We start from the raw sequence: 24631 nt of genomic DNA, 5'->3' as shown, positions 1-24631 counted from the left end.
GATGAAAACAAAACTTTCCTGGTTATGTGCAGTGGCAATGGGGATGAGTGCGCTCCCTGCAACAGTGGCTAACGCGGCGCCTGATAACGCAGCGACCACACCCGCGCCAACGGTGCCTGTCGTCGCGCAAGCGACGGATCCGGTTGTGACGGCCGCGCCGGGGCAGACGGAGAACGTTGTCCCGAATCAGCCGACGACGGGGAATACGCTGCCCGCCGACAATCCGGTGATTGGGCAGGTCATGCCTGGCGTGCCGGGAGCCAGTGCGCCAGTGGTTGCCGAAAATACGCCGTCGCGTGACGTTAAGCTGACGTTCGCCCAGATTGCTCCTCCTCCAGGCAGCATGGTACTGCGTGGCATCAACCCAAATGGCGGTATCGAATTCGGTATGCGCAGCGATGAAGTCGTGTCTAAAGCGATGCTCAACCTGGAATACACCCCATCGCCGTCGCTGCTGCCGGTGCAGTCCCAGCTTAAGGTCTATCTGAATGACGAGCTGATGGACGTTCTGCCCGTCACCAAAGAGCAACTGGGTAAGAAAACTCTGGCTCAGGTGCCGATTAATCCGCTGTTTATCACCGACTTTAACCGTGTGCGTCTGGAATTTGTCGGCCACTATCGCGATGTCTGTGAAAACCCGGCCAGCAGCACCCTGTGGCTGGATGTCGGCCGTAACTCTTCGCTACAGATGACCTATCAGCCGCTGGCGTTGAAAAACGATCTCTCCGCCTTCCCGGTGCCGTTCTTCGACCCGCGTGACAACCGTCCGCTGAACCTGCCGATGGTCTTTGCCGGCTCTCCTGATGTGACCGAACAGCTGGCGGCCTCTATCGTGGCATCCTGGTTTGGTTCCCGCTCCGGCTGGCGTGGTCAAAGTTTCCCGGTCATGTACGACAAAATGCCGGACAAGAACGCGATCGTGTTTGCCACCAACGCCAAACGCCCGGCATTTCTGCGTGACCATCCGGAGGTGAAAGCGCCCACCATCGAGATGATCAGCCATCCGGACAATCCGTACGTGAAGCTGCTGGTGATCTTCGGTCGTGATGACAAAGATCTGGTGCAGGCGGCGAAAGGCATTGCGCAGGGGAATATCCTGTTCCGCGGCAACAGCGTTGTGGTGGATGAGGTGAAACCGCTGCTGGCGCGTAAGCCTTATGATGCGCCGAACTGGGTACGTACCGACCGGGCCATCACATTTGGCGAACTGAAAACTTATGAAGAGCAATTGCAGTCAACCGGGCTTGAACCTTCTCCTGTCAGCCTGTCGCTGAACCTGCCGCCGGATCTCTATCTGCTGCGCACCAACGGCATTGATATCAACCTGAACTACCGTTACACCGCGCCGGCAACCAAAGACAGCTCGCGCATGGATATCAGCCTCAACAACCAGTTCCTGCAATCGTTCAGCCTGACCAGCAGCCAGGAGACAAACCGGTTGATGCTTCGTCTGCCTGTATTGCAGGGGCTGCTGGACGGCAAAACCGATGTGTCGATCCCGGCGCTGAAGCTCGGTGCGGTGAACCAGCTGCGGTTTAACTTCCAGTATATGAACCCCATGCCGGGTGGATCGGTGGAAAACTGTATTACCTTCCAGCCGGTGCAAAACCACGTGGTGATTGGTGACGATTCCACGATCGACTTCTCGAAGTATTACCACTTTATCGCGATGCCGGATCTTCGAGCCTTTGCTAACGCCAGCTTCCCGTTCAGCCGCATGGCGGACCTCTCTGAATCGATAGTCGTGATGCCAAAAGCGGCCAACGAAGGCCAGGTTACTACGTTGCTGGACACCATGGGCACCGTCGGGGCGCAAACCGGCTTGCCGGCTATCAACGTGACGGTGACGGATGACGGTAGCCAAATCCAGAATAAAGATGCCGATATCATGGTCATCGGCAACATTCCGGACAAGCTGAAAGACGAGAAGCGCGTCGATCTGCTGGTGCAGGCGGCTCAGTCCTGGGTCAATACGCCGCTGCGTCAGACCGAGTTCCCGAGCATCATGCCGGACAGTGGCGATCGTCAGGCCAATATCAGGACGACCGTAAGCTCAACGGGTCCGATGGCCGCGATTGTCGGCTTCCAGTCGCCGTATAACGACCAGCGCAGCGTTATCGCCCTGCTGGCGGATAGTCCGCGCGGTTATGAACTGCTCAATACGGCCATGAACGACAGCGGTAAACGGGCGGCCATGTACGGTTCCGTCTCGGTTATTCGTGAGTCGGGGGTAAACAGCCTGCGCGTGGGGGATGTTTACTACGTCGGTCATCTGCCGTGGTTCGAACGCCTGTGGTACGCCCTGTCTAACCACCCGGTGCTGCTGGCCGTGCTGGCTGCGCTCAGCGTCGTACTGCTGGCGTGGGTACTGTGGCGTCTGCTGCGAATCATCAGCCGTCGTCGTCTTAACCCGGACCATGAGTAAGCGGTGATGAAAATCTTTCGCGGGTGTGTAATCGCAGCGTTGATGCTGGCGGCGGCGAATCTTCACGCCGCCTGTCGCTGGCCTGCCTGGGAGACGTTCAAGCAGGATTATATGAGCGAAAGTGGGCGCGTCATTGATCCCAGTGACGCGCGTAAAATCACCACCTCCGAAGGGCAAAGCTATGGATTGTTCTTTGCCCTCGCGGCAAACGATCGCAAGGCGTTCGATCTGCTGTTGGCGTGGACGCGCGATAACCTTGCCGAGGGAGATTTAGCCCAACGTCTCCCGGCCTGGCTATGGGGAAAAAAGGACGACAAAACATGGGCGGTTATCGACCCTAACTCCGCGTCCGATGCCGATATCTGGATTGCCTGGTCGCTGCTGGAAGCCGGGCGGCTGTGGAAAAATCCCGATTACACGCGCACGGGTAAAGCGCTGTTGACGCGCATTGCCAGTGAGGAAGTGGTGAAGGTGCCGGGGTTGGGTTCGATGCTGTTGCCGGGTAAAGTCGGTTTTGCCGAAGAAAATGTCTGGCGTTTTAACCCCAGCTACCTGCCGCCGCAGCTCGCGAGCTATTTCACCCGTTTTGGCGCGCCGTGGACGACGCTCCGTGAAACCAACCTGCGTCTGCTGCTGGAGACCGCGCCTAAAGGATTTTCCCCAAACTGGGTGAAATACCAGAAAAAGGGCGGCTGGCAGCTGTCGCAGGATGCGTCCCTGATCGGCAGCTACGATGCGATTCGCGTCTATCTGTGGGTAGGGATGATGAACGATAACGATCCGCAAAAAGCACGGCTACTGGCGCGTTTCAAGCCCATGGCGACCACCACAATCAAACAAGGCTTGCCGCCGGAGAAAGTGGACGTCGCGACCGGGAAACGCACCGGAGATGGGCCGGTAGGGTTTTCTGCCTCCCTCCTTCCGTTTTTACAAAACCGGGACGCGCAGGCGGTGCAACGTCAGCACGTCGCCGATCGTTTTCCCGATAACAATGCTTATTACAGCTACGTTCTGACCCTCTTTGGACAAGGGTGGGATCAGCATCGTTTTCGCTTCACCGCGCAAGGTGAATTACTACCGGATTGGGGCCAGGAATGCGCACGTTCACACTAAATCTCCTCACCTTATCGCTTGGCCTGGCGCTAATGCCTCTGGCCCATGCCGCCAACTCTCCGCAGCAGAGACAGCTGCTGGAACAGGTCCGTCTGGGCGAATCCACCCAGCGTGAGGATTTGGTGCGCCAGTCGCTCTATCGCCTTGAGCTGATCGACCCCAATAACCCGGACGTGATTGCCGCGCGCTTCCGATACCTGTTACGACAGGGCGATACGGCGGGCGCGCAAAAAGAGCTGGATCGCCTGAAAGGAATGGCACCCGATTCCAGTGCCTATCAGTCCTCCCGTACTACCATGCTGCTCTCCACGCCGGATGGTCGTCAGGCTCTTCAGCAGGCCCGCCTGCTTGCCACCACCGGGCACACGCAGGAAGCCATTGCCGCGTATGACAAACTGTTTGACGGTAAGCCGCCCAGCGGCGACATCGCGACGGAGTACTGGAACGTGGTGGCGAAAGAGCCCGCCCGCCGCAATTCGGCCATTAACCAGCTTAAGAAAATAAACGCCAGCAGCCCGGGCAACGTCCCGCTACAGTCCTCGCTGGCGCAGCTTCTGTTCCAGAGCGGACGCCGTGATGAAGGGTTTGCGGTGTTACAGGAGATGGCTAAATCGAACAATGGCCGCAGTCAGGCGTCGGATATGTGGTACCAGCAGATCAAAGATCGGCCGGCCAGCAGCGCCAGCGTCAGCGCGCTGCAACAATACCTGAACGTGTTCAGCGATGGCGATAACGTGACGGCGGCGCGCGCCCAGCTTGAAGCGCAGCAAAAACAGCTCGCCGATCCGGCGTTCCGCGCCAAAGCCGAAGGGTTAGCCGCAGTGGATGCCGGGCAGGGCAGTAAAGCGGTGACGGAGTTGCAGAAAGTGGTCAGCGCCAACCTCGCCGACAGTGAAGCCGTCGGCGCGCTGGGGCAGGCCTATTCCCAGAAAGGCGATCGCGCACGCGCGGTTGCGCAGTTTGAAAAGGCGATCGCCCTCGATCCGCAGAGCGATAACCGGGGCAAATGGGACAGCCTGCTGAAGGTCAACCGATACTGGCTGCTGATCCAGCAGGGGGATAACGCCCTGAAAGCTAACAATACGGCCCAGGCGGAGCGCTATTACCAGCAGGCGCGCAACGTTGACAATACAGATAGCTACGCGGTTCTGGGGCTGGGTGATGCGGCGGCGGCGCGTAAAAATAACGACGCGGCCGAGCGCTATTACCGTCAGGCGTTACGGATGGACAGCGGCAACAACAATGCGGTGCGTGGTCTCGCCAATATTTATCGCGCGCAGTCACCGGAGAAGGCGACGCAGTTTATTCAGTCGCTCTCTGCCAGCCAGCGCCGCAGCATTGATGATATTGAACGTAGCCTGACGAACGAGCAGCTGTCAGCCCAGGCCGAACAGCTGGAAAGCGAGGGGAAATATGCGCAGGCCGCAGAAATTCAGCGCCGACGCCTTGCGCTTTCCCCGGGCGACGTGTGGATCACCTACCGACTGTCACGCGATCTGTATAGCGCGGGTCAGCGCAGCCAGGCCGATAACCTGATGCGTCAGCTGGCAAGCCAGAAACCGGGCGATCCGGATCAGGTTTACGCCAGCGGGCTGTACCTGTCGGGTAACGATCGGGACCGGGCGGCGCTGGCGCATCTGAACACGCTGCCGCGCGACAGGTGGAACGGCAACATTCAGGCGCTGGCGGACCGCCTGCAAAGTAACCAGGTGCTGGAAACCGCCAACCGCCTGCGCGACGGTGGAAAAGAGCAGGAGGCGGAAACGTTGCTTCGCCAGCAGCCTCCGTCTACCCGTATCGACCTGACGCTGGCGGACTGGGCTGAACAGCGTGGCGATCATGAGGCCGCGAAAACCGCCTACAACACCGTTCTGCAACGCGAACCGCAGAACGAAGACGCGATCCTCGGCCTGACCGAGGTCTATCTTGCCCAGGGCAACAAGGACGCGGCGCGCGCGGCGCTGGCGAAACTGCCCGCGGCACAGAACGGCGAACCGCTCTCCCTCAATATGCAGCGCCGGATCGCCATGGCGCAGGCCGGTCTGGGTGATCCTGCCGCGGCAGAAAAGACCTTCAACGCCATTATTCCTCAGGCAAAATCGCAGCCGCCTTCTATGGAAAACGCGCTGGTGATGCGTGATGCCGCCCGATTCCAGGCACAAAACGGCCAGCCTCAGCAGGCGCTGGACACCTTGAAAGATGCGATGGTCTCATCGGGCATCACGTCGACCCGTCCGACCGATAACGACAGCTTCACGCGGCTCACGCGTAACGATGAGAAAGACGACTGGCTGAAGCGCGGCGTGCGCAGCGATGCAGGCGATCTTTATCGTCAGCAGGATCTGAACGTCACGCTGCAACACGACTACTGGGGCTCCAGCGGCACGGGGGGCTATTCCGACCTGAAAGCGCACACCACCATGCTTCAGGTTGATGCGCCGCTGTCGGATGGTCGCATGTTCTTCCGTAGCGATCTGGTCAATATGAACGCCGGTTCTTTTGACACGGACAAAGGCACTTACGATCCAACCTGGGGCACCTGCGCCGAAACGCCATGTCGCGGCAGCACGAATCAGTCGGCCAACGGCGCCAGCGTGGCCGTCGGCTGGCAGAATAAAACCTGGGCGTGGGATGTTGGTACAACGCCGATGGGCTTCGACGTGGTCGATGTGGTGGGCAGCCTGAGCTACAGCAACGACTTAGGGCCGATTGGCTACACCCTGAACGCCCATCGCCGTCCGATTTCCAGCTCCGTGCTGGCCTTCGCCGGGCAAAAAGATCCCAATACCGACACCACCTGGGGCGGCGTGCGTGCCACCGGTGGCGGCGTGAGCGTGAGCTACGACAAAGGTGAAGCTAACGGTATCTGGTCAAGCCTGAGTGCCGACAGCCTCAGCGGGAAGAATGTCGAAGATAACTGGCGCGTTCGCTGGATGACCGGCTATTACTACAAGCTTATCAATCAGAACAACGAGCGCCTGACGGTCGGCGTGTCCAATATGCTCTGGCATTACGATAAGGATTTAAGCGGTTATTCGCTGGGCCAGGGGGGGTACTACAGCCCGCAGGAGTATGTGTCGTTCGCCTTACCGGTAAACTGGCGTAAACGCACGGAGAACTGGTCATGGGAGCTGGGTGGCTCCGTCTCCTGGTCCCATTCAAAAACAAAAGATGTGATGCGTTATCCGTTGCAGGGGCTGATCCCGGACAATGAGCGGGGCCGTTATACCGATAAAGGTGTGATGGAAACCGGAAGCAGCTCGTCAGGGACGGGTTATACCGCAAGGGCGATTGTTGAACGCCGCGTGACGTCCAACTGGTTTGTCGGTCTGGGCGTTGATATTCAGGAAGCGAAAGACTATACCCCGAGCCATGCGCTGCTCTACGTTCGGTATTCTGCCGCAGGCTGGCAGGGTGATATGGACTTACCGCCGGAACCGCTTGTGCCTTATGCAGACTGGTGATCGGATTTTTACTTAATCTAATTGTAAGTCTCTCTTAAAAGTGCAGCTATCGGGTATACTCGGGCGCACCAGGTTTACACCCTGGTGCGCCCTGCGCTTCGAGTTTTGTGGAGAGTCATTTTGCGTGTCAGCCGTTCTTTAACGATCAAACAGATGGCGATGGTGTCTGCCGTCACAATGCTGTTTGTCTTCATCTTCTGCGTCATTTTGCTGTTTCATTCCGTACAGCAAAACCGCTATAACACGGCTTCGCAACTGGAAAGTATTGCCCGCTCGGTGCGGGAACCTCTGTCGGCCTCGATCCTGAAAGGGGATATCCCCGAGGCGGAATCCATTCTGAAGCGCATCCAGCCTGCCGGTATCGTGAGCCGCGCCGACGTCGTGCTGCCGAACCAGTTTCAGGCGCTGAGGATGAGCTTTATCCCGGAGCGTCCCGTCCCGATGATGGTGATGCGCCTGTTTGAACTGCCGGTGCAGATTTCGCTGCCTCTTTATTCCCTGGAAAGACCGGCTAACCCGCAGCCGCTGGCTTACCTGGTGCTACAGGCGGACTCGTACCGCATGTATAAATTCGTCATGAGCTGGGTTGCTACGTTGGTAACCACTTACTTACTCTTGACCTTAATGTTGAGCGTGGCGCTGACGTGGTGCATCAACCGGTTAATTGTCCATCCGCTGCGCCGCATCGCGCGGGAGCTGAACGACCTCTCTCCGCAGGAGCACATGGGGCATCAGCTACCGTTGCCGCGCCTTCATTACGACGATGAAATCGGCATGCTGGTCCGGAGTTACAATATCAACCAGCAGCGTGTCCTGCGTCAGCAGGAAGAGCTCAGTAACAACGCCACCCGTTTTCCGGTTTCCGATCTGCCAAACAAAGCGTTTTTAATGGCCCTGCTGGAGCAGACCGTCGCCCGCCAGCAGCCCACCGCGCTGATGGTGATCGCCTGCGAAACCTTGCAGGACACGGCGGGCGTGCTGAAAGAGAGCCAGCGCGAGATGCTGCTCCTGACGCTGGTGGAAAAGGTGAAATCTGTTCTGGCGCCGCGCATGGTGCTCACCCAGGTCAGCGGCTATGACCTGGTGGTGATCGCGCACGGCGTAAAAGAGCCGTGGCACGCCATTACGCTAGGTCAGCAAGTACTCACTGTTATTAATGAACGGCTGCCCATTCAGGGTATCCAGCTTCGCCCGAGCGCCAGCATCGGTATTGCGATGTACTACGGTGGCCTGACCGCCGAGCAGCTTTATCGTCGGGCCTTCTCGGCCGCGTTCACCGCGCGCCGGAAAGGGAAAAACCAGATCCAGTTCTTTGACCCGGAGCAGATGGAAAAAGCCCAGCAGCGCCTGACGGAAGAGAGCGACATTCTGGCGGCGATGGACAATCGCCAGTTTGCGCTCTGGCTACAGCCGCAGGTCAATTTGCGCACGGGTGAAGTGACGAGCGCCGAAGCGTTGCTGCGTATGCAACAGCCGGACGGCACGTGGGAGCTGCCCGAGGGGATGATCGAACGTATCGAGTCCTGCGGCCTGATGGTCACCGTCGGCTACTGGGTGCTGGAAGAGTCTTGCCGCCAGCTTGCGGCCTGGCAACAGCGGGGCATCACGCTGCCGCTGTCGGTGAATCTCTCTGCGCTACAGCTGATGCACCCGACCATGGTGCCGGAGATGCTTGAGTTGATCCATCGCTACCGCATCCTGCCCCACACGTTGATCCTGGAAGTCACCGAGAGCCGTTGTATCGACAATCCTGACGACGCTGTCGCCATTCTGAAACCGCTGCGTAATGCCGGGATCCGCATTGCGCTGGACGATTTTGGTATGGGATATTCCGGCCTGCGTCAGCTCCAGCACATGAAAACCCTGCCGGTGGACGTGCTGAAAATCGACAAAACCTTTGTGGATGGGCTGCCGGAGGATTGCAGCCTGGTACAGGCTATTATTCAAATGGCGCACAGCCTGAATCTGCACGTGATTGCCGAGGGTATTGAAACCGACGCCCAGCGTGAGTGGCTGGCTGCGGCGGGCGTAGAGAGCGGACAGGGCTTCCTGTTTGATCGCGCCGTGCCGACGGACATCTTTGAGCAACGCTATCTCGCCGACGCTGGCAATAACGCAAAAGTGTAATTTTGTTGCTGGCTTGTGCGAGCCAGCTCAAAGTTCTTAACATTTGTGTTTCAAATTTGAACCCCGTTTATTTCTGTCCTGTTATGTGGGTGTTATTTTAAAGCCGCAGGTTAACCATAACCTTACAAAGCCTGTAGTTTTTCTTTCCAGGGACACCCTATGAAAACCTCACTCTTCAAAAGTCTTTACTTCCAGGTCCTGACAGCCATCGCCATCGGTATTCTGCTCGGTCACTACTACCCGGAGCTGGGCGCGCAGATGAAACCGCTTGGCGACGCGTTCGTTAAGCTCATCAAAATGATCATCGCGCCGGTCATTTTCTGTACCGTGGTGACCGGCATCGCTGGCATGGAAAGCATGAAGGCGGTCGGGCGTACGGGGGCGGTTGCCCTGCTGTACTTCGAGATTGTCAGTACCATCGCGCTGATTATCGGCCTGATTATTGTCAACGTGGTACAGCCTGGCGCGGGCATGAACGTTGACCCGGCCACGCTGGATGCGAAAGCGGTGGCGGTTTACGCTGAACAGGCGAAAGATCAGGGGATTGTTGCCTTCCTGCTGGACGTGATCCCGAGCAGCGTGATTGGCGCGTTCGCCAGCGGAAACATCCTCCAGGTGCTGCTGTTTGCCGTGCTGTTCGGCTTTGCCCTGCACCGTCTGGGCAGTAAAGGCCAGCTGATTTTTAACGTTATTGAAAGCTTCTCGCAGGTGATCTTCGGCATCATCAACATGATCATGCGTCTGGCCCCGATTGGCGCCTTTGGCGCGATGGCTTTCACCATTGGGAAATACGGCGTCGGCACGCTGGTACAGCTGGGCCAGCTGATCGTCTGTTTCTACATCACCTGTATTCTGTTTGTGGTGGTGGTGCTCGGCTCCATCGCCCGTGCGACCGGCTTCAGCATCTTCAAATTTATCCGTTACATTCGTGAAGAGCTGCTGATTGTCCTCGGCACATCCTCTTCTGAATCCGCGCTGCCGCGCATGCTCGATAAAATGGAAAAGCTGGGCTGCCGAAAGTCCGTGGTGGGGCTGGTTATTCCTACGGGCTACTCCTTTAACCTGGACGGCACCTCGATATACCTGACGATGGCGGCGGTGTTTATTGCCCAGGCTACTAACAGCCACATGGATATCTTCCATCAGATTACGCTGCTGGTGGTGCTTTTGCTCTCGTCAAAAGGGGCGGCGGGCGTTACGGGCAGCGGATTTATTGTGCTGGCGGCCACCATTTCAGCAGTGGGACATCTGCCGGTGGCGGGACTGGCCCTGATCCTCGGTATCGACCGCTTTATGTCTGAAGCCCGTGCGTTAACCAACCTGGTTGGCAATGGCGTGGCGACGATTGTGGTGGCGAAGTGGGTGAAAGAGCTGGATCACAAGAAGCTTAACGATACGCTGAATAACCGCACATCTGAGGACAAAACCCCCGGTTTATCCTCTTAATCCCTCATAAATGCCCGTATTCCCTTGTGGGGATGCGGGCACCTGCGCATAATAACCGTTCATACCTGTCATAATTCGACAAGATTTTTTTTGGGTATATTTCACTTCCGCCCGTGACGTTTAGCAGAACACGCTGTCTAATCGGAAGGTTTTCATCGTCATCTTTGAGTGCTCACGTCGCGAGACACTCTCTTTAACCAGGAATGTTGATCAGGGGTTCACATGCAGGGCACAAAAATTCGACTCTTAACCGGCGGTTTGCTGATGATGGCAGCAGCCAGTTATGTGCAGGCAGATGCGCTCCAGCCAGACCCGGCCTGGCAACAGGGAACACTGGCGAATGGTTTCCAGTGGCAGGTATTATCCACTCCGCAACGTCCGAGCGATCGCATTGAAATCCGTCTTTCTGTGAATACCGGCTCCCTCACTGAAAGCACCCAGCAGACCGGCTTAAGCCATTTTATTCCTCGACTGGCGCTCACTCAGAGCGGCAGTTTGCAGGCGGTTCAGGTGCGTTCTTTGTGGCAACAGGCCATCGACCCGAAACGCCCGCTGCCCCCGGCTGTGGTCTCCTATGACTACACCATGTTTAACCTGAGCCTGCCCAACAACCGTAACGATCTGCTTAAAGAAGCTCTTACCTATCTTTCCGATGCCACCGGCAAACTGGCGATTACGCCTGAGACCGTTAACTATGCGTTGAGCAACAGCGACATGGTGGCAACCTGGCCGACGGATACCAAAGAAGGCTGGTGGCGCTACCGCCTGAAAGGGTCAACGCTGCTTGGCCACGATCCGGCAGAGCCGCTGAAACAGCCGGTTGATGCCGGGCAGGTGAAATCGTTCTACCAGCAGTGGTACACCCCGGACGCCATGACCCTGATTGTCGTGGGCAACGTGGACAGCCGTGCGGTGATAGAACAGATCAACAAAGCATTTGGCGATCTTAAAGGGAAGCGTGAAACGCCCGCCCCTGTTCCTACTTTGTCCCCGCTGCGTCCTGAGACGGTCAGCATCATGACGGATACCGTGCGTCAGGATCGTCTCTCAATGATGTGGGATACGGCCTGGCAGCCGATCCGCGAGTCTTCCGCCCTGTTGCGTTACTGGCGTGCGGATCTCGCGCGTGAAGCGCTGTTCTGGCACGTTCAGCAGACGCTCAGCAAGAACAACGTGAAAGATATTGGCCTGGGCTTTGACTGTCGCGTGCTGTTCCAGCGTGCACAGTGCGCCATTAACGTTGAATCGCCGGGCGACAAGCTGAACGCGAATCTCGGCGTGGTGGCGAAAGAGCTGGCAAAAGTGCGTAAAGAGGGCCTGTCTGAAGAGGAGTTCAACGCGCTGGTGGCGCAGAAATCCCTCGAATTACAGAAACTGTTCGCCACCTATGCCCGCGCCGATACCGATATCTTAATCAGCCAGCGTATTCGGTCCTTGCAGAATCAGGTCGTGGACATCGCGCCGGAGCAGTACCAGAAACTGCGTCAGGATTTCCTGAACGGCCTGACCGTTGAAATGCTGAATCAGGATCTGCGTCAGCAGCTGTCTCAGGATATGGCGTTGATTCTGTTGCAGCCGAAAGGTGAGCCGGAGTACGACATGAAAGAGTTAAAGGCCACCTGGAACGCCATCATGGCGACGCCGCCGCAGCCAGTACAGGCGGCGGCCGATGATTTGCATCAGGATGCGAGCGATATTCCTCAGGGTCAGTAAGGCTCTGAGTGCCCTCTCCCTGTGGGAGAGGGTTAGGGTGAGGGCATCTGCCCGCACCGTTCTTAATCAGGCATCGCCTCGCGCGGTATAATCGCTCCGCGATACTGAATCACCGTGCTGGCTGTTAAATGACCGCGCTGCGCCGCCGCTTCCGGCGTACCCCCGGTCAGACGTACCGCCAGATACCCGGCGCTGAAAGAATCTCCCGCCGCAGTGGTATCAATCACTTTCTCTTTCGCCAGCTTCACCGCCGGTACCTCTGTCACGGCTTCACCTGCAATCGCCACCAGGCAAGACTCCGCTCCGCGCTTAATCACCACTTCACTGACCCCGGCAGCCTGCGTCCGGGCGATGACCTCATCAACCGGTTTTTCTCCCCATAGGGCATCTTCATCATCCAGCGTCAGGAAGGCGATATCGGTGCATTCGAGCATTTGCTGGTATACCTGCTGCGTCTCTTCACGGCTGGCCCACAGGCGCGGACGGTAGTTGTTATCGAAAATCACTTTACCGCCGTTGGCACGGCATTCACGCAACAGTGACAGCAGCTTTTCACGGCTCCCCTGGCTCAGAATTGCCAGGCTGATCCCACTCAGGTAGAGATAATCAAAGGTAGCCAGTTCTTCGCAAATCGCAGCGGCGGTCTCGCTTTCCAGCCAGAATTTTGCGGCCGCTTCATTACGCCAGTAGTAGAAGGTGCGCTCGCCGGTGCTGTCGGTTTCGATGTAGTACAAGCCCGGCAGACGATTTTCCATTCGCTGGATCAGCGAAGTTCCAACGTTTTCACTCTGCCAGGCTTCCAGCATCTGCTGGCTGAAGCTGTCCGTTCCCAGCGCGGTAACGTAGCTCACGCTCAGCGCGTCGGGGGAGACCTGACGGGCAATGTAAACGGAGGTGTTCAATGTATCGCCACCAAAACCGCGGCTGACTTCCGCGCCTTTCTGGGACAGTTCAATCATGCATTCGCCAATCACGGCAATTTTTTTAGACATAGTCGTGAACCTGAACAGAGTAATTAAAGGTAGTGTGCGCTGTGTGTTTTTTACGGTCAACTATATTAAAACGACGTTCCATTATTTTTTTTGAGCCAGCGCGTGTTACGGCATATTTCTGTCATCTTAATTTCATTTTCCTCGTGAATTGAACATAAAGTTCTCACCTGGCAGGCCGATAACTCAGTGACGAGTCCAGAAAGGCTATCCCATACAACAGGACATCCGAAATGAAGTCAGAGCAGGTTATCCAGCGGCTGAGCACTACGCCTGAGGCAAGTATTGAGAACTTGCAGGAGCATCGCTACTGGCTGCAATGTGAGCGAGCGTACACCTATCAGCCCATCTACCGTACCGACGGTCGGTTAATGGCGATTGAGGTGTTAACGGTCGTCACTCATCCATCGAATCCTTCACAGCGTATCGCACCGGACCGCTATTTTGCAGAGGTTGCCGTGCGTCAGCGTATCGACGTGCTTGAAGAGCAGCTGAGAATGCTGGCGACGAAGCAAGCGTTCTTCGAGCAGCACGGTATTCTGGCGTCGGTGAACGTGGATGGCCCGACCCTGATGGCGCTACGTCAGAATGCGACGTTGCAGGCGCTGATTGCCACCCTGCCGTGGATGCGCTTCGAGCTTGTGGAGCATGTTCGGCTGCCGCAGGACTCCTCGTTTGCCTCAATGTGTGAATTTGGCCCGCTGTGGCTGGACGATTTCGGTACCGGTATGGCGAACTTTTCCGCCCTGAGCGAAGTGCGTTATGACTACATCAAAGTGGCCCGCGATCTGTTTATTATGCTGCGCCAGACGCCGGAAGGGCGGAACCTGTTTACTATGCTCTTGCAACTGATGAACCGCTATTGCCAGGGCGTCATTGTGGAAGGCGTAGAAACGCTGGAGGAATGGCGCGATGTGCAACACTCCCCGGCCGCGGCCGCACAGGGTTATTTCCTCTCTCGTCCTGTCCCTATGGATACCCTGGAAAAGGTGATCACTATCCTCTGATCTGCCCGCTTCCCTTTGTCTGAACTATAGTTTTAGAGGCAAGTTCATCAGGAAAGGGGACAACAATGACAAAAACAACCAGGGTGATTTCCTGGACAGCAGGGATTTTCTTGTTGCTGATCGTGGTCTTAATCATCATTATCGCCACGTTTGACTGGAACCGCCTCAAACCGACCATCAACCAGAAAGTCTCAGCCGAGCTGAACCGCCCCTTCGCAATACGTGGCGATTTGGGCGTCGTATGGGCGCGCCAGAAAGAGGAAACCGGCTGGCGAAGCTGGGTGCCATGGCCGCACGTTCACGCCGACGACATCATTCTCGGCAATCCTCCTGACATCCCCGAAGTGACCATGATCCACCTGCCGCGCGTGGAAGCCACGCTGGCGCCGTTAGCCCTGTTAACCAAAACGGTGTATCTGCCGTGGATCAAACTCCAGCAGCCCGACGCGCGGCTGATTCGCCTGTCAGAGAAAAACAATAACTGGACGTTCGATCTTGCCAGCAGCGGCGATAAAGATCCGAATGCGCAGCCCTCTTCGTGGTCTTTCCGCCTCGACAATATTCTGTTCGATCGAGGGCGGATCGCCATTGACGATAAAGTGAGCAAGGCGGACGTGGAGATCCTCGTCGATCCGCTGGGCAAGCCGTTGCCGTTTAGCGAAGTGACGGGCAGCAAAGCCAAAGGCGATGACAGCAAAGCGGGCGATTACGTCTTCGGCCTGACGGCGAAAGGGCGCTACAACGGCCAGCCGCTCACCGGTAAAGGCAAAATCGGCGGTATGCTGGCGCTCAGGAGCGAGGGCACGCCGTTCCCGGTGCAGGCGGATTTCCGCTCGGGCAATACCCGCGTGGCGTTCGTGGGCACGGTTAACGACCCGATGAACATGGGCGGCGTTGACCTCCAGCTTAAGTTTGCCGGTGATTCGCTGGGTGAACTGTACGATCTCACCGGCGTGCTGCTGCCGGATACCCCGCCGTTTGAAACGGACGGGCACCTGGTTGCCAAAATCAACACCGAAAAATCGTCCGTTTTTGACTATCGGAATTTTAACGGGCGCATCGGCGACAGCGATATACACGGCACGCTGACCTACACCACCGGAAAACCGCGCCCGAAACTGGAGGGGGACGTTGAATCCCGCCAGCTGCGTCTGGCCGATCTTGGTCCGCTGATTGGCGTAGATTCGGGCAAAGGCACGAAGTCTAAAGAGGTTAAAAAGGACGTTCAGCCTGCGGGTAAAGTGCTGCCCTATGACCGCTTCGAAACCGACAAGTGGGACGTGATGGATGCGGATGTGCGCTTCAAAGGACGTAAAATTGAGCATGGCAGCACGCTGCCGCTGAGCAACCTCTCGACCCATATCATCCTGAAAAACGCCGACCTGCGCCTGCAACCGCTGAAGTTTGGCATGGCCGGGGGAACCATTTCATCGAATATCCACCTGGAGGGGGATAAAAAGCCGATGCAGGGAAGGGCGGAGATCCAGGCGCGCCGGCTGAAGCTGAAAGAGCTGATGCCGGACGTGGAGCTGATGCAGAAAACCCTCGGTGAGATGAACGGCGACGCGGATATTCGCGGTACGGGCAACTCCGTGGCGGCGCTGCTGGGCAGCGGAAATGGCAATCTGAAGCTGCTGATGAATGACGGGCTGGTGAGCCGTAACCTGATGGAGATCCTGGGGCTGAACGTCGGGAACTTTATCATTGGGCAAATCTTTGGTGACGATGAAGTGCGGGTTAACTGCGCAGCGGCAAATCTGGATCTGGTCAACGGCGTGGCGCGTCCGCAGATCTTCGCCTTCGACACGGAAAATGCGGTTATCAACGTCACCGGTACCGCCAGCATGGCGTCCGAGCAGCTGGATTTAACCATCGATCCGGAAAGTAAAGGCATACGTATTATTACCCTGCGCTCGCCGCTGTACGTCCGCGGGACCTTCAAAAATCCGCAGGCGGGCGTGAAGGCCGGTCCGTTGATTGCGCGCGGTGCCGTCGCCGCCGCGCTCGCCACGCTGGTCACGCCTGCGGCAGCGCTACTGGCGTTGATTTCGCCGTCAGAAGGCGAAGCGAATCAGTGTCGGACGATTTTGTCGCAGATGAAGAAGTAGCCCCGTTTCGCCCTCTCCCTGTGGGCTGAGGGTTCACCACAAAATAATCCCTGCACAGACGGCCCCCTCTCCCTTGAGGGAGAGGGCTGGGGTGAGGGGAACATACGGCTCGGGAGGTTATTCCGTTCACCTTATGTTCCTTGCTACTTCGTCACAACATAACCGGTGAACGTGCCAGAGTGGCTCAGGGCATCGCTGAAAGCCTTCAGTTATTCTGAAGGCAACGTTATTGCTTCTGCTTTGAAATTACTGGGGAACCCTCAGCCTTGTGGGAGAGGGTCGGGGTGAGGGCATCAGGCCGCAGTGATTTACAGAGGTGTAGGCCGGGTAAGGCGTAGCCGCCACCCGGTATTCACTTACAGCGCCTGATGCTTCGTTTCATGCGTCAGCAGCAGCGCAATCAGCGTCAGCGCTGCCATTGCCGCCAGATAGACACCCACATAGAACAAGCCATAGTTCGCCTGAAGCCATGTAGCGATATACGGGGCCACCGAGGCGCCCAGAATCGACGAAACGTTATAGGAGAACGACGCGCCGGTGTAACGCACTTCAGTCGGGAACAGCTCCGGGAGCAGCGCGCCCATTGGGCCAAAGGTCAGCCCCATCAGGCTCAGGCCAATCAGCAGATACGCCATCACCAGCACAGGGCTACCTGAACCCAGCAGCGGCGGAAAGACAAACAGCGCGAACAGTATAATCAGCGAGGTGATGACAATCATGCTTGAACGACGGCCAAATTTATCCGCCAGCAGGCCCGCGATGGGTACCATCACACCGAATCCGATGACCGCCATCATCAGCATCCACAGCACTTCATTACGCGGCAGGCCCAGGCCGACCGGCGCGGCGGCGGTACTGAAGGTCATGGAGTAAACGGTCATGATGTAGAACAGCGTGTAGGTCGCCAGCATGATGAACGTGCCCAGCACGGTCACGCGGAGATGTTTGGTCAGCAGCGTACCCAGCGGAACTTTAACCTGCTTTTTCGCCGCGGCGACTTTAGCAAAGACAGGCGTCTCGTGCAGCGACACGCGCACGTACAGGCCAATCAGCACCAGCACGGCAGAGAAGACGAACGGAATACGCCAGCCCCAGCTCATGAACTGTTCATCGGTCAGCAGCCATGAGAGCAGCAGGAAGGTGCCGTTAGCAAAGAAGAATCCAATCGGTGCGCCCAGCTGCGGGAAAGAGCCATACAGGGCACGCTTGCGCGCCGGGGCGTTTTCGGTCGCCAGCAGTGCCGCGCCGCCCCATTCCCCGCCCAGCCCCAGGCCCTGACCAAAGCGCGCCAGCGCCAGCAGCACAGGCGCCAGAATGCCGATAGTTTCATAGGTCGGCAGCAGGCCGATAGCGACGGTGGAGATCCCCATCGTCAGCAGCGAGGCAACCAGCGTCACTTTACGGCCGACGCGATCGCCAAAGTGGCCAAAGACCGCTGAACCAATCGGACGCGCAACGAAGGCAATAGCAAAGGTGGCTAAAGACTGTAGCGTAGCTGCCGTCGGATCGCCCTGTGGGAAGAAAATATGCGGAAAGACAATGACCGCAGCGGTGGCGTAAATATAAAAGTCGAAGAACTCAATGGCAGTGCCAATCAGCGATGCGACGACGACTTTATTGCGCGAGTTGACCGGAACGTGTTCCGCCCCTTCGTTAAGTGTGGTGGCTGTTGCTTGCATAATATTTTCTTATTTTGGACGAACGAAGGGCCATATTAGGCATAGCAAAAGCGACATTTCAATCTGTAACAAAAGCGTGGTGTGGTCATAAAAACAACAAAAAGCGGATAATTTTCAGACCAGCAAAAACACTTCCATGAAATGCTTCACACTTTTTAAATATCAGTCATTAAAACTGGTTTCTCGTTAAATAAAAGTTACGGACTGGATTTATATGCTGAAATGGCGGATCGGGCTGAAATATCAGCCCGAGAGCACATTAGCGGTGGGTTTTTCCCGGCATGCGCGGGTCATCTTTATACTCTGCCGTGGCGATCCACGCGGCGCAGAACAGCGTCAGGCGAGCGAAGAAATAGAAGAAAGCCATCAGTCCCAGCACCGAACCAAAGGCCGCGCCGGAGGGAGACTTTACCAGCGACGGCAGCGTATAGGTCATCACAATTTTGATCACCTCAAAGCCAATGGCGGCAATCAACGTCCCGCGCATCAGTGCCTTCTTGCGCGGACGGTGGCGGGGCAGACGCCAGAAGATCCAGAAGAACAGCAGGTAGTTAGCAAAGATGGAGATGGCCAGTCCAATGCCGCGCCAGGCCGGTTTCAGCCATTCAATGTAATCCAGGTAGAGCGCGGAGATAATCATCTGCTGCGCGGAACCGGCGACCGAGGTGATCGAGAGCGTAATGACCAGCGCCACCAGCAGCCCAATCAGCGAAATAAAGTCTCGCAGATACTTCACCCATATCTTCTCCTGATCCTGCGGCGTACGCTCCCAGACATCACGCGACTGGGCGCGAATAGCCTCACGCAGGTTGCCCATCCAGTTCACCCCGGAATAGAGCGCAATCAGTAACCCGACGATACCCACGGTGGTACGCTGCTGCACGGCGGTATTGATGGTGCTTTTGAGCGTCGTAGCGAGCGTCTGGTCGCTGACGTTGGTCAGGATCTTATTGAAGATGTCCTGCAACAGCGTCGGGTGAGACGCCAGCACAAAACCGGCGGCGGCAAACGACACCATCAGGATGGGGATCATCGACAGGAAAGAGAAGTAAGTGATCGCCGCGCCGAACTGGTTTCCCATGCGGTCGTTAAAGCGCTCAGCGGCGCGGATCAGGTGAGCAATCGCGGGTATTTGCTGAATTTTTTCGGCTATGCCGGTCACGGTGCCCAGCGCTTTGCTGGCCGTTCCAGGCTCTTTCGGCGCTTCAGGCTCGTTATCCATCTTTTTGATGGGTTCATAATCTAAATGTTGAGTCGGTCGTTGCGGGTTATTTTCCGGCGTCACGCGCATTTTCCTTTTCGTTGAGCTGGATGTTACTGAATTATAGCTTGCGACTAGTCCACGTAACCTTTTGTGAGTTCGGTTAGCCACTCCATAAACACGTGCACCCGGCGGGAGAGGTTCCGGCGATGGGGATAAATGAGGGAGACGGGCATCGGTTCAGCCCGGTATTGTGGCAGGATCTCGACGAGTTTTTTCGTGCGCAGGGCGTCCCGCACCCCGACGCGCGGGACCTGAATAATGCCAAGCCCGGCGATACAGGCGGCCTGATAGGTTTCCGTGCTGTTCACCGTCAATACGCCTCCCGTTTTAACCCACTGGGTCGCGCCACCGTTGTAATACTCAAAACCCTGCGGACGCGTTCCCAGCGTGGAGGAGTAGTGAATGAGGGCATGCGAAGCCAAATCGTCCAGCGTCTCCGGGAAGCCGAATCGCGTCAGATAATCCGGGCTGGCGCAGTTAATCACCGAGAGTTTTCCAAGCGGGCGGGCGATAAGCCCTGAGTCCTTCAGGTTTCCCACGCGGACCACGCAGTCAAATCCTTCGCGGATAACATCGACCAGACGATCGCTGCTGCTCAGCTCCAGCTCAATACCGGGATACTGTTGTAAAAATGCAGGTAGTTTCGGAATGACTACATTTCGCGCAATGGAAACGGGCATATCCACACGTAGCCGGCCGCTGATGGTTGAAGGGTCGTGCAGGAACATGCCGTCCAGTTCGTCCAGATTCATCAGCAGATCTTTGGCGCGCTCGTAATAAACCATACCGTCCTGTGTCAGGCTGACGCGGCGGGTCGTGCGGTGCAGCAGCTGAGTGCCAAGCACGTTTTCCAGCGCCTGGATCTGTCGCGATACGCTCCCCTTCGGCAGGCTTAACGTCTCCGCCGCACGGGAAAAACTTTCCAGTTCCGCGACGCGTAGGAAAAGCTGCATTGCGTGTATTTTATCCATAGGTGTTAGTCATTGTTGTTATGAATGAAACAGTGAAGCGTTAGCGACAGTATTTATTGATTTTCTACCATCTAATAAGCTCTTTCTCAATCTTCATCACAGCCGAAACGAGGTAAATCATGAGTGAACGCATTGCTATAGTGACTGGCGGTAGCCGTGGCCTGGGCAAAAATGCCGTTTTGAAGCTCGCCGCGGAAGGGATCAGTATCATCCTGACCTGGAACAGCAGCCAACAGGAGGCGCAGGACGTTGTGCGGGAAATTGAGAAAAAAGGCGTAAAAGCGGTGGCATTGCAGCTTAACGTCGGCGATATGGCAAGCTTTTCGCGCTTTGCTCAACAGGTGGAGGATACCCTTAAACACGTCTGGCAACGTGACACCTTTGACTATTTAGTGAACAACGCTGGCACAGGCTTATACGCACCCTATACCGAGACGACAGAAGCGCAGTTTGATGATGCGGTGAACATTCACTTCAAAGGGCCGTTTTTCCTCACGCAAAAGCTGCTGCCGCTAATAAAAGACGGCGGGCGGATCCTGAACGTCTCCAGCGGACTGGCCCGTTTTACTCAGCCAGGTTCAGGCACTTACGCGGCAATGAAAGGGGCGATGGAAGTGCTGACCCGCTATCAGGCAAAAGAGCTTGGCGCGCGTGGGATTTCCGTCAATATCATCGCGCCTGGCGCGATTGCAACCGACTTTGGTGGCGGACGCGTACGGGATAATGCGGAGCTTAACCAGCAGCTGGCCTCGCAGACGGCGCTGGGACGCGTGGGCCTGCCCGATGATATTGGTGACGCCATCACGGCGTTGCTCAGTGACAAACTGGGCTGGATGAATGCGCAGCGTATTGAAGTTTCAGGTGGTATGTTCCTGTAATGTTCAGTCTTAAGGGGAGGGAACCCCCTTAAGGAAATTCTTAATGCAAGTATGTCTAAATCCTGGAAGATATAAAAAGAGCTGCGTGATTTGTAACCTCTCCATTCATTGAGTTTTTTCTTAAAAAATGCCTCTGTAGAATCCCCTTTCGCTATTCTCAGAGGAGTAAAATGATGCGAGTAATCATGTTTGACAGGCAGTCATTATTTATTCATGGAGCGAAGTGCAGTTTGCAGAAGTTGATTCCGGATATAGATATGACAGGGGCTCGTCAGACTGATGAATTATGGGCGCAATTATCCGCGTCACCCTCCGCTATCGTCATGATAGATGGGGATTTAATTCATAATAAGGGTGTGGTTTTACTGGAAGAGATTATGGATCGTTTTCCAACGGCGCGCGTGGTGTTGGTGTTAACGAAAAAAGAGCGACGTTGGGTTGAGCAAATGTTCCAGCGCAACGTGGTGGCGATAATTCCCCGCAATGCGAATCCCGAACGCTTTTCCGCAGTGCTGGATTCTGTATCGCGAGGAATGGTTTGTTTTCCCGGCGAGTGGCTGAAGCAGCACTCTTCGCAGGATGAACTGTCATTGTTAAGCGAGCGCCAGCGTGAGGTGTTGAAGTTACTGGCGGCCGGAGAGTCCAATAAAGAAATTGGGCGTAATCTCAATATCAGTGCGGCAACGGTAAAAGCCCATCTTGAGACGCTTTTCCGCCGTCTTGATGTCAAGAACCGGACGCAGGCCGCGATGTATTACACCCGGGCAACGGCCTGAAGGATCTTCTCTGGCAGAGGGGACTTTTCCCCAAAACTGAAAAGGGTTAATACCAGTGCATCATGCTGTTGTTGGGTTAATGGGCGTTTGTTCATTTCCCGTAGCTGCGCCTCATATAATTGAATATCATTGAAAAGCAAATACTCCGCCTTAGCCGGTGTGATGAGACCGTTAAAATTTTCCCACTGGCGAATAACGTGACCATAGCCAATAACCCATATTCCCTTTTCGTCACGGTATTTCTCCAGGGAAAGACCCTGTTGTTTTTTAATTAATGCGATTGCAGCAGAAGATATCTGCATTGCATAACCCGTCATAAGCGTTTCCTCTTAATGGCGTGACTATAGAGGAAACGCCGTCCGGGAAATATCCGCCAAATGGCTGTTGATCAGGTTTAACTGAACGGGTATTCCTTTTTCAGCAAGCCGAATAGCCAGTCGTTATGCCATTGCCCTGAAAGGAAATAACTCTCGCGCAACTCACCTTCCAGCAGAAAACCTGTTTTTTCCAGCAGTCGCCTTGAGGCGATATTTCCCGCAGTAACGGTCGCGATGAGACGACGGATATTGCCCTGAGTCAGCGCGAAGTCACACACAGCCCGCAGAGATTCAAAGCCGTAGCCTTTCCCCTGCGCAGAGGGCGCAAAGAGAAAACCCACTTCGGCACAGTCGGCTTCCCGATGCACATAGCCGGTTACGCCCAGCGGCGTCTGGCTGGTCGCATCACGCACGACGAGGCAGAGCCAATGTGCGCTGCCCGGCGTCCACGGCAACAGACGAGCCTCAAAGGCCTCCCGAATGTCCGCTTCGCTACGCGCAGGGGCGACAAAACGCATAACCTCAGGATTTTGCTGTAGCGACAGAAAAAAGGGCCAGTCTTGCTCTTGCAGCGGCGAGCAGGTGAGACGCGGGGTGGTTAAGACGGGCATGACGATCCTCCAGAGGCATTGCAAATGATTATAAGGTTGTCACTTTATTTCAACAGAAACTCAGGTATGTTTAACCTCATATAAATAAAAAGAAAACCGACCTTTAACACCGCCTTCGCGGTATTCGTTGTCTCAAGGAAAACAATGATGATTAGCTCATCGCATCATACCCGCGAACAGTTTGAACACTGCCTGGCGACGATCCGTCTGGCGTCTGTTGAAATCTTACTTCTGTTGAATGTACATGTTCATGAAGGAAAAGATCCACGCTGGTTTCTGGAACAACTGGATAGCGCCCGCCTGGCGCTGGGTGGGTGGGGTGCCGTGGCCAGGAAGCTGAACCTGAATGATGCGGAAATGACGGCCTTTACGTTGCAATTACGCCTGCTTCAGCAGCGAGTCCCTCAGTATGAAAGCGGACAGGATGTCAGCGAAAACCAGCTGATTGCGGCGATGCGCTTCGTGACGGCGCTTGAATATTTGCGTCTGCAACAGCCCCTGCTGACTTACGATACCGGGAGGGTGCCAGAGAAGGAGAGCCAGCTTCAGGCGCAGAAACAGGTGCGTGCCATTGAGCTGATGATAAAGGGGCTGATACAGCAGGCGTGGCCCGACCCGGTGCGGCTGAATAACCATCTTAAGACCTTGTTTAACGCTGAACGCGTGCGGCGCTGGCTTAAAAACGGCGAGATTAATGATGTTCTGAGCGGCATGTTGTTCAGCGAGCTGGCCCAACTGCTGGTGGATAAAAAAGAATTTAGCCGCTACTACGCATCACTCTTTAACGCCCCGGACATGCTGACGCTGCTGGTGGAGCCGCGCAAAACCCTGCAAACCTTCCTCGAAGATATTCGACAAATCCGCAACAGCATCACCGTACAGCAGCCGTTAAGCGGGGCGCAAATCCAGCTGCTCGACAGCTATTACACGCAGATCACCCGCTCCGTCCAGCGTGCGTTTGAGGAAGGGCGGACACGCGTTAACCCGGCAGCGCTGATGGCGGTGGATGAAAGCGAGCTGCACGCGTTCTGGGAAAAGGCGCAAAAAGTGGACCGCACCACAGGCGGGGATCTTTTTGAAGTGCGTGACAGCATTGAGAAACCGACCCAGCGGGCCACGCGTACGCCTGAGCAGCGCGAGCAGCTGATTTCCGGCGTGCTGTGGGGAGCGGTTGGCGTGATGGTTATCGCGATTGTCGTGGGGGGATTCTGGCTGGTGACCAGCAGTAAACCGCAGCCAGATGTGGCCAGTACGGCATCTCCCGCGCCGGTGCAGGAGATGCGCGAAACGCCTTCCTCACGCGAGACGTTAACCCGCATGGGTGTTACCTGGGATGAGAATAATTTCCGTTCGGCCATCAATCGCAATGACACCCGCGTGGCGCTCCTGTTCCTGGAGGGGGGGATGGACTGGAAAATGTCATGGACGGAGGAGGCGTTGTCGGCAGGCTACGACGATGTACTGGAAATCATGTTGCGCTACCGCCTGCAAATGACAGAGCAGAAGCCCTGCCGACGATTTATTAATACGCTTAGCCATGCGATGGCGAACGGCGAAACGCTGACGTCGATGCGTAAGCAGTACCTGAAAGCATTCTGTACCGTTCCCGCGGTAGTGAAACGCCAGCAGCACGACGCCGATATGGCAACGCGCCGCGCGAAGACGCAGCCCGATGCCAGTACAAAAAAATGGCAGTCCATCCAGACTGCCATTTATGAGGTGATTCGTTAACTTTTCCCTCTC

Annotated in this window: 17 protein-coding genes; 11 read left to right on the top strand and 6 right to left on the bottom strand. The window is 56.2% G+C overall.

Annotated elements, in window-relative coordinates; translation table 11 throughout:
• Position 1 precedes the first annotated feature (1 nt).
• The 6 genes from bcsB (at position 2) to G6Q29_RS18760 (ending at position 12288) form a co-directional block, all read left to right on the top strand.
• Positions 2-2425: a cellulose biosynthesis cyclic di-GMP-binding regulatory protein BcsB gene (bcsB, locus tag G6Q29_RS18785; RefSeq protein WP_165466611.1), complete on the top strand. Its 2424-nt coding sequence runs from the start codon at positions 2-4 to the stop codon at positions 2423-2425.
• A 6-nt stretch (positions 2426-2431) separates the two neighbouring features.
• Positions 2432-3538, top strand: coding sequence for a cellulose synthase complex periplasmic endoglucanase BcsZ (bcsZ, locus tag G6Q29_RS18780; protein ID WP_165466627.1), 1107 nt, complete (start codon positions 2432-2434; stop codon positions 3536-3538).
• Positions 3520-7002, top strand: a complete 3483-nt coding sequence (gene bcsC, locus G6Q29_RS18775; RefSeq protein WP_165466610.1) for a cellulose synthase complex outer membrane protein BcsC — start codon at positions 3520-3522, stop codon at positions 7000-7002. The genes bcsZ and bcsC overlap by 19 nt, the downstream gene beginning before the upstream one ends.
• A gap of 120 nt (positions 7003-7122) precedes the next feature.
• Positions 7123-9129 carry a biofilm formation regulator HmsP gene (gene hmsP, locus G6Q29_RS18770; protein ID WP_165466609.1) on the top strand — a complete coding sequence of 669 codons (2007 nt, stop codon included), beginning with the start codon at positions 7123-7125 and terminating at the stop codon, positions 9127-9129.
• 159 nt (positions 9130-9288) lie between these two features.
• Complete coding sequence (gene dctA, locus G6Q29_RS18765; protein WP_015571524.1) at positions 9289-10575, top strand: C4-dicarboxylate transporter DctC; 1287 nt, start codon at positions 9289-9291, stop codon at positions 10573-10575.
• A 222-nt stretch (positions 10576-10797) separates the two neighbouring features.
• A complete protein-coding gene (locus tag G6Q29_RS18760) occupies positions 10798-12288 on the top strand; it encodes a M16 family metallopeptidase (RefSeq protein ID WP_165466608.1) in 1491 nt (496 codons plus the stop codon).
• A gap of 62 nt (positions 12289-12350) precedes the next feature.
• On the opposite strand, the gene G6Q29_RS18755 is transcribed toward G6Q29_RS18760, so the two are convergent.
• A complete protein-coding gene (locus G6Q29_RS18755; protein WP_165466607.1) occupies positions 12351-13280 on the bottom strand; it encodes a sugar kinase in 930 nt (309 codons plus the stop codon).
• A gap of 230 nt (positions 13281-13510) precedes the next feature.
• Here G6Q29_RS18755 and pdeH point away from each other — a divergent pair, with 230 nt between their 5' ends.
• Positions 13511-14284, top strand: coding sequence for a cyclic-guanylate-specific phosphodiesterase (gene pdeH / locus G6Q29_RS18750; protein WP_165466606.1), 774 nt, complete (start codon positions 13511-13513; stop codon positions 14282-14284).
• 65 nt (positions 14285-14349) lie between these two features.
• Complete coding sequence (locus G6Q29_RS18745) at positions 14350-16392, top strand: AsmA family protein (protein WP_165466605.1); 2043 nt, start codon at positions 14350-14352, stop codon at positions 16390-16392.
• A gap of 356 nt (positions 16393-16748) precedes the next feature.
• On the opposite strand, the gene G6Q29_RS18740 is transcribed toward G6Q29_RS18745, so the two are convergent.
• From G6Q29_RS18740 to G6Q29_RS18730, 3 genes are all read right to left on the bottom strand, one after another.
• Entirely contained in the window at positions 16749-18071 is a 1323-nt protein-coding gene (locus G6Q29_RS18740) for an MFS transporter (RefSeq protein WP_165466604.1), read from the bottom strand.
• Between the two features lie 259 nt (positions 18072-18330).
• Positions 18331-19356 (bottom strand): inner membrane protein YhjD, encoded by a 1026-nt coding sequence (gene yhjD, locus G6Q29_RS18735; RefSeq protein WP_165466603.1) that lies wholly within the window; start codon positions 19354-19356, stop codon positions 18331-18333.
• 50 nt (positions 19357-19406) lie between these two features.
• Entirely contained in the window at positions 19407-20306 is a 900-nt protein-coding gene (locus tag G6Q29_RS18730) for a LysR family transcriptional regulator (RefSeq protein ID WP_165466602.1), read from the bottom strand.
• 119 nt (positions 20307-20425) lie between these two features.
• Between G6Q29_RS18730 and G6Q29_RS18725 the strand changes: the two genes are divergently transcribed.
• Positions 20426-21184, top strand: coding sequence for an SDR family NAD(P)-dependent oxidoreductase (locus G6Q29_RS18725; protein ID WP_165466601.1), 759 nt, complete (start codon positions 20426-20428; stop codon positions 21182-21184).
• A 173-nt stretch (positions 21185-21357) separates the two neighbouring features.
• Positions 21358-21960: a helix-turn-helix transcriptional regulator gene (locus tag G6Q29_RS18720; RefSeq protein ID WP_165466626.1), complete on the top strand. Its 603-nt coding sequence runs from the start codon at positions 21358-21360 to the stop codon at positions 21958-21960.
• Here G6Q29_RS18720 and G6Q29_RS18715 read toward each other — a convergent pair.
• Together G6Q29_RS18715 and G6Q29_RS18710 are read right to left on the bottom strand one after the other, a co-directional pair.
• On the bottom strand, positions 21939-22277 hold the full coding sequence (locus tag G6Q29_RS18715; protein WP_165466600.1) for a lysozyme: 339 nt from the start codon (positions 22275-22277) through the stop codon (positions 21939-21941). The genes G6Q29_RS18720 and G6Q29_RS18715 overlap by 22 nt on opposite strands.
• A gap of 77 nt (positions 22278-22354) precedes the next feature.
• Positions 22355-22888, bottom strand: coding sequence for a GNAT family N-acetyltransferase (locus G6Q29_RS18710; protein ID WP_165466599.1), 534 nt, complete (start codon positions 22886-22888; stop codon positions 22355-22357).
• A 144-nt stretch (positions 22889-23032) separates the two neighbouring features.
• Between G6Q29_RS18710 and G6Q29_RS18705 the strand changes: the two genes are divergently transcribed.
• Complete coding sequence (locus tag G6Q29_RS18705; RefSeq protein WP_165466598.1) at positions 23033-24619, top strand: STY4199 family HEPN domain-containing protein; 1587 nt, start codon at positions 23033-23035, stop codon at positions 24617-24619.
• The last annotated feature ends 12 nt before the right edge of the window (positions 24620-24631 follow it).

Source organism: Enterobacter cloacae (genome assembly GCF_011078175.1).
GTDB lineage: Bacteria > Pseudomonadota > Gammaproteobacteria > Enterobacterales > Enterobacteriaceae > Enterobacter > Enterobacter cloacae_Q.
Note: the sequence above shows the minus strand (reverse complement) of the source record. Positions and strands in the feature narration are given on the sequence as shown.

Excerpts from the sequence above, each read along its gene's own strand:
- G6Q29_RS18710 (WP_165466599.1), bottom strand. The coding sequence starts at position 22,888 with ATGCCCGTCTTAACCACCCCGCGTCTCACCTGCTCGCCGCTGCAAGAG.
- bcsC (WP_165466610.1), top strand. The coding sequence starts at position 3,520 with ATGCGCACGTTCACACTAAATCTCCTCACCTTATCGCTTGGCCTGGCG.
- G6Q29_RS18740 (WP_165466604.1), bottom strand. The coding sequence starts at position 18,071 with ATGCAAGCAACAGCCACCACACTTAACGAAGGGGCGGAACACGTTCCG.
- G6Q29_RS18755 (WP_165466607.1), bottom strand. The coding sequence starts at position 13,280 with ATGTCTAAAAAAATTGCCGTGATTGGCGAATGCATGATTGAACTGTCC.
- G6Q29_RS18705 (WP_165466598.1), top strand. The coding sequence starts at position 23,033 with ATGATGATTAGCTCATCGCATCATACCCGCGAACAGTTTGAACACTGC.
- G6Q29_RS18745 (WP_165466605.1), top strand. The coding sequence starts at position 14,350 with ATGACAAAAACAACCAGGGTGATTTCCTGGACAGCAGGGATTTTCTTG.
- G6Q29_RS18725 (WP_165466601.1), top strand. The coding sequence starts at position 20,426 with ATGAGTGAACGCATTGCTATAGTGACTGGCGGTAGCCGTGGCCTGGGC.
- bcsB (WP_165466611.1), top strand. The coding sequence starts at position 2 with ATGAAAACAAAACTTTCCTGGTTATGTGCAGTGGCAATGGGGATGAGT.
- G6Q29_RS18760 (WP_165466608.1), top strand. The coding sequence starts at position 10,798 with ATGCAGGGCACAAAAATTCGACTCTTAACCGGCGGTTTGCTGATGATG.
- pdeH (WP_165466606.1), top strand. The coding sequence starts at position 13,511 with ATGAAGTCAGAGCAGGTTATCCAGCGGCTGAGCACTACGCCTGAGGCA.
- dctA (WP_015571524.1), top strand. The coding sequence starts at position 9,289 with ATGAAAACCTCACTCTTCAAAAGTCTTTACTTCCAGGTCCTGACAGCC.
- G6Q29_RS18720 (WP_165466626.1), top strand. The coding sequence starts at position 21,358 with ATGCGAGTAATCATGTTTGACAGGCAGTCATTATTTATTCATGGAGCG.
- G6Q29_RS18730 (WP_165466602.1), bottom strand. The coding sequence starts at position 20,306 with ATGGATAAAATACACGCAATGCAGCTTTTCCTACGCGTCGCGGAACTG.
- G6Q29_RS18715 (WP_165466600.1), bottom strand. The coding sequence starts at position 22,277 with ATGACGGGTTATGCAATGCAGATATCTTCTGCTGCAATCGCATTAATT.
- bcsZ (WP_165466627.1), top strand. The coding sequence starts at position 2,432 with ATGAAAATCTTTCGCGGGTGTGTAATCGCAGCGTTGATGCTGGCGGCG.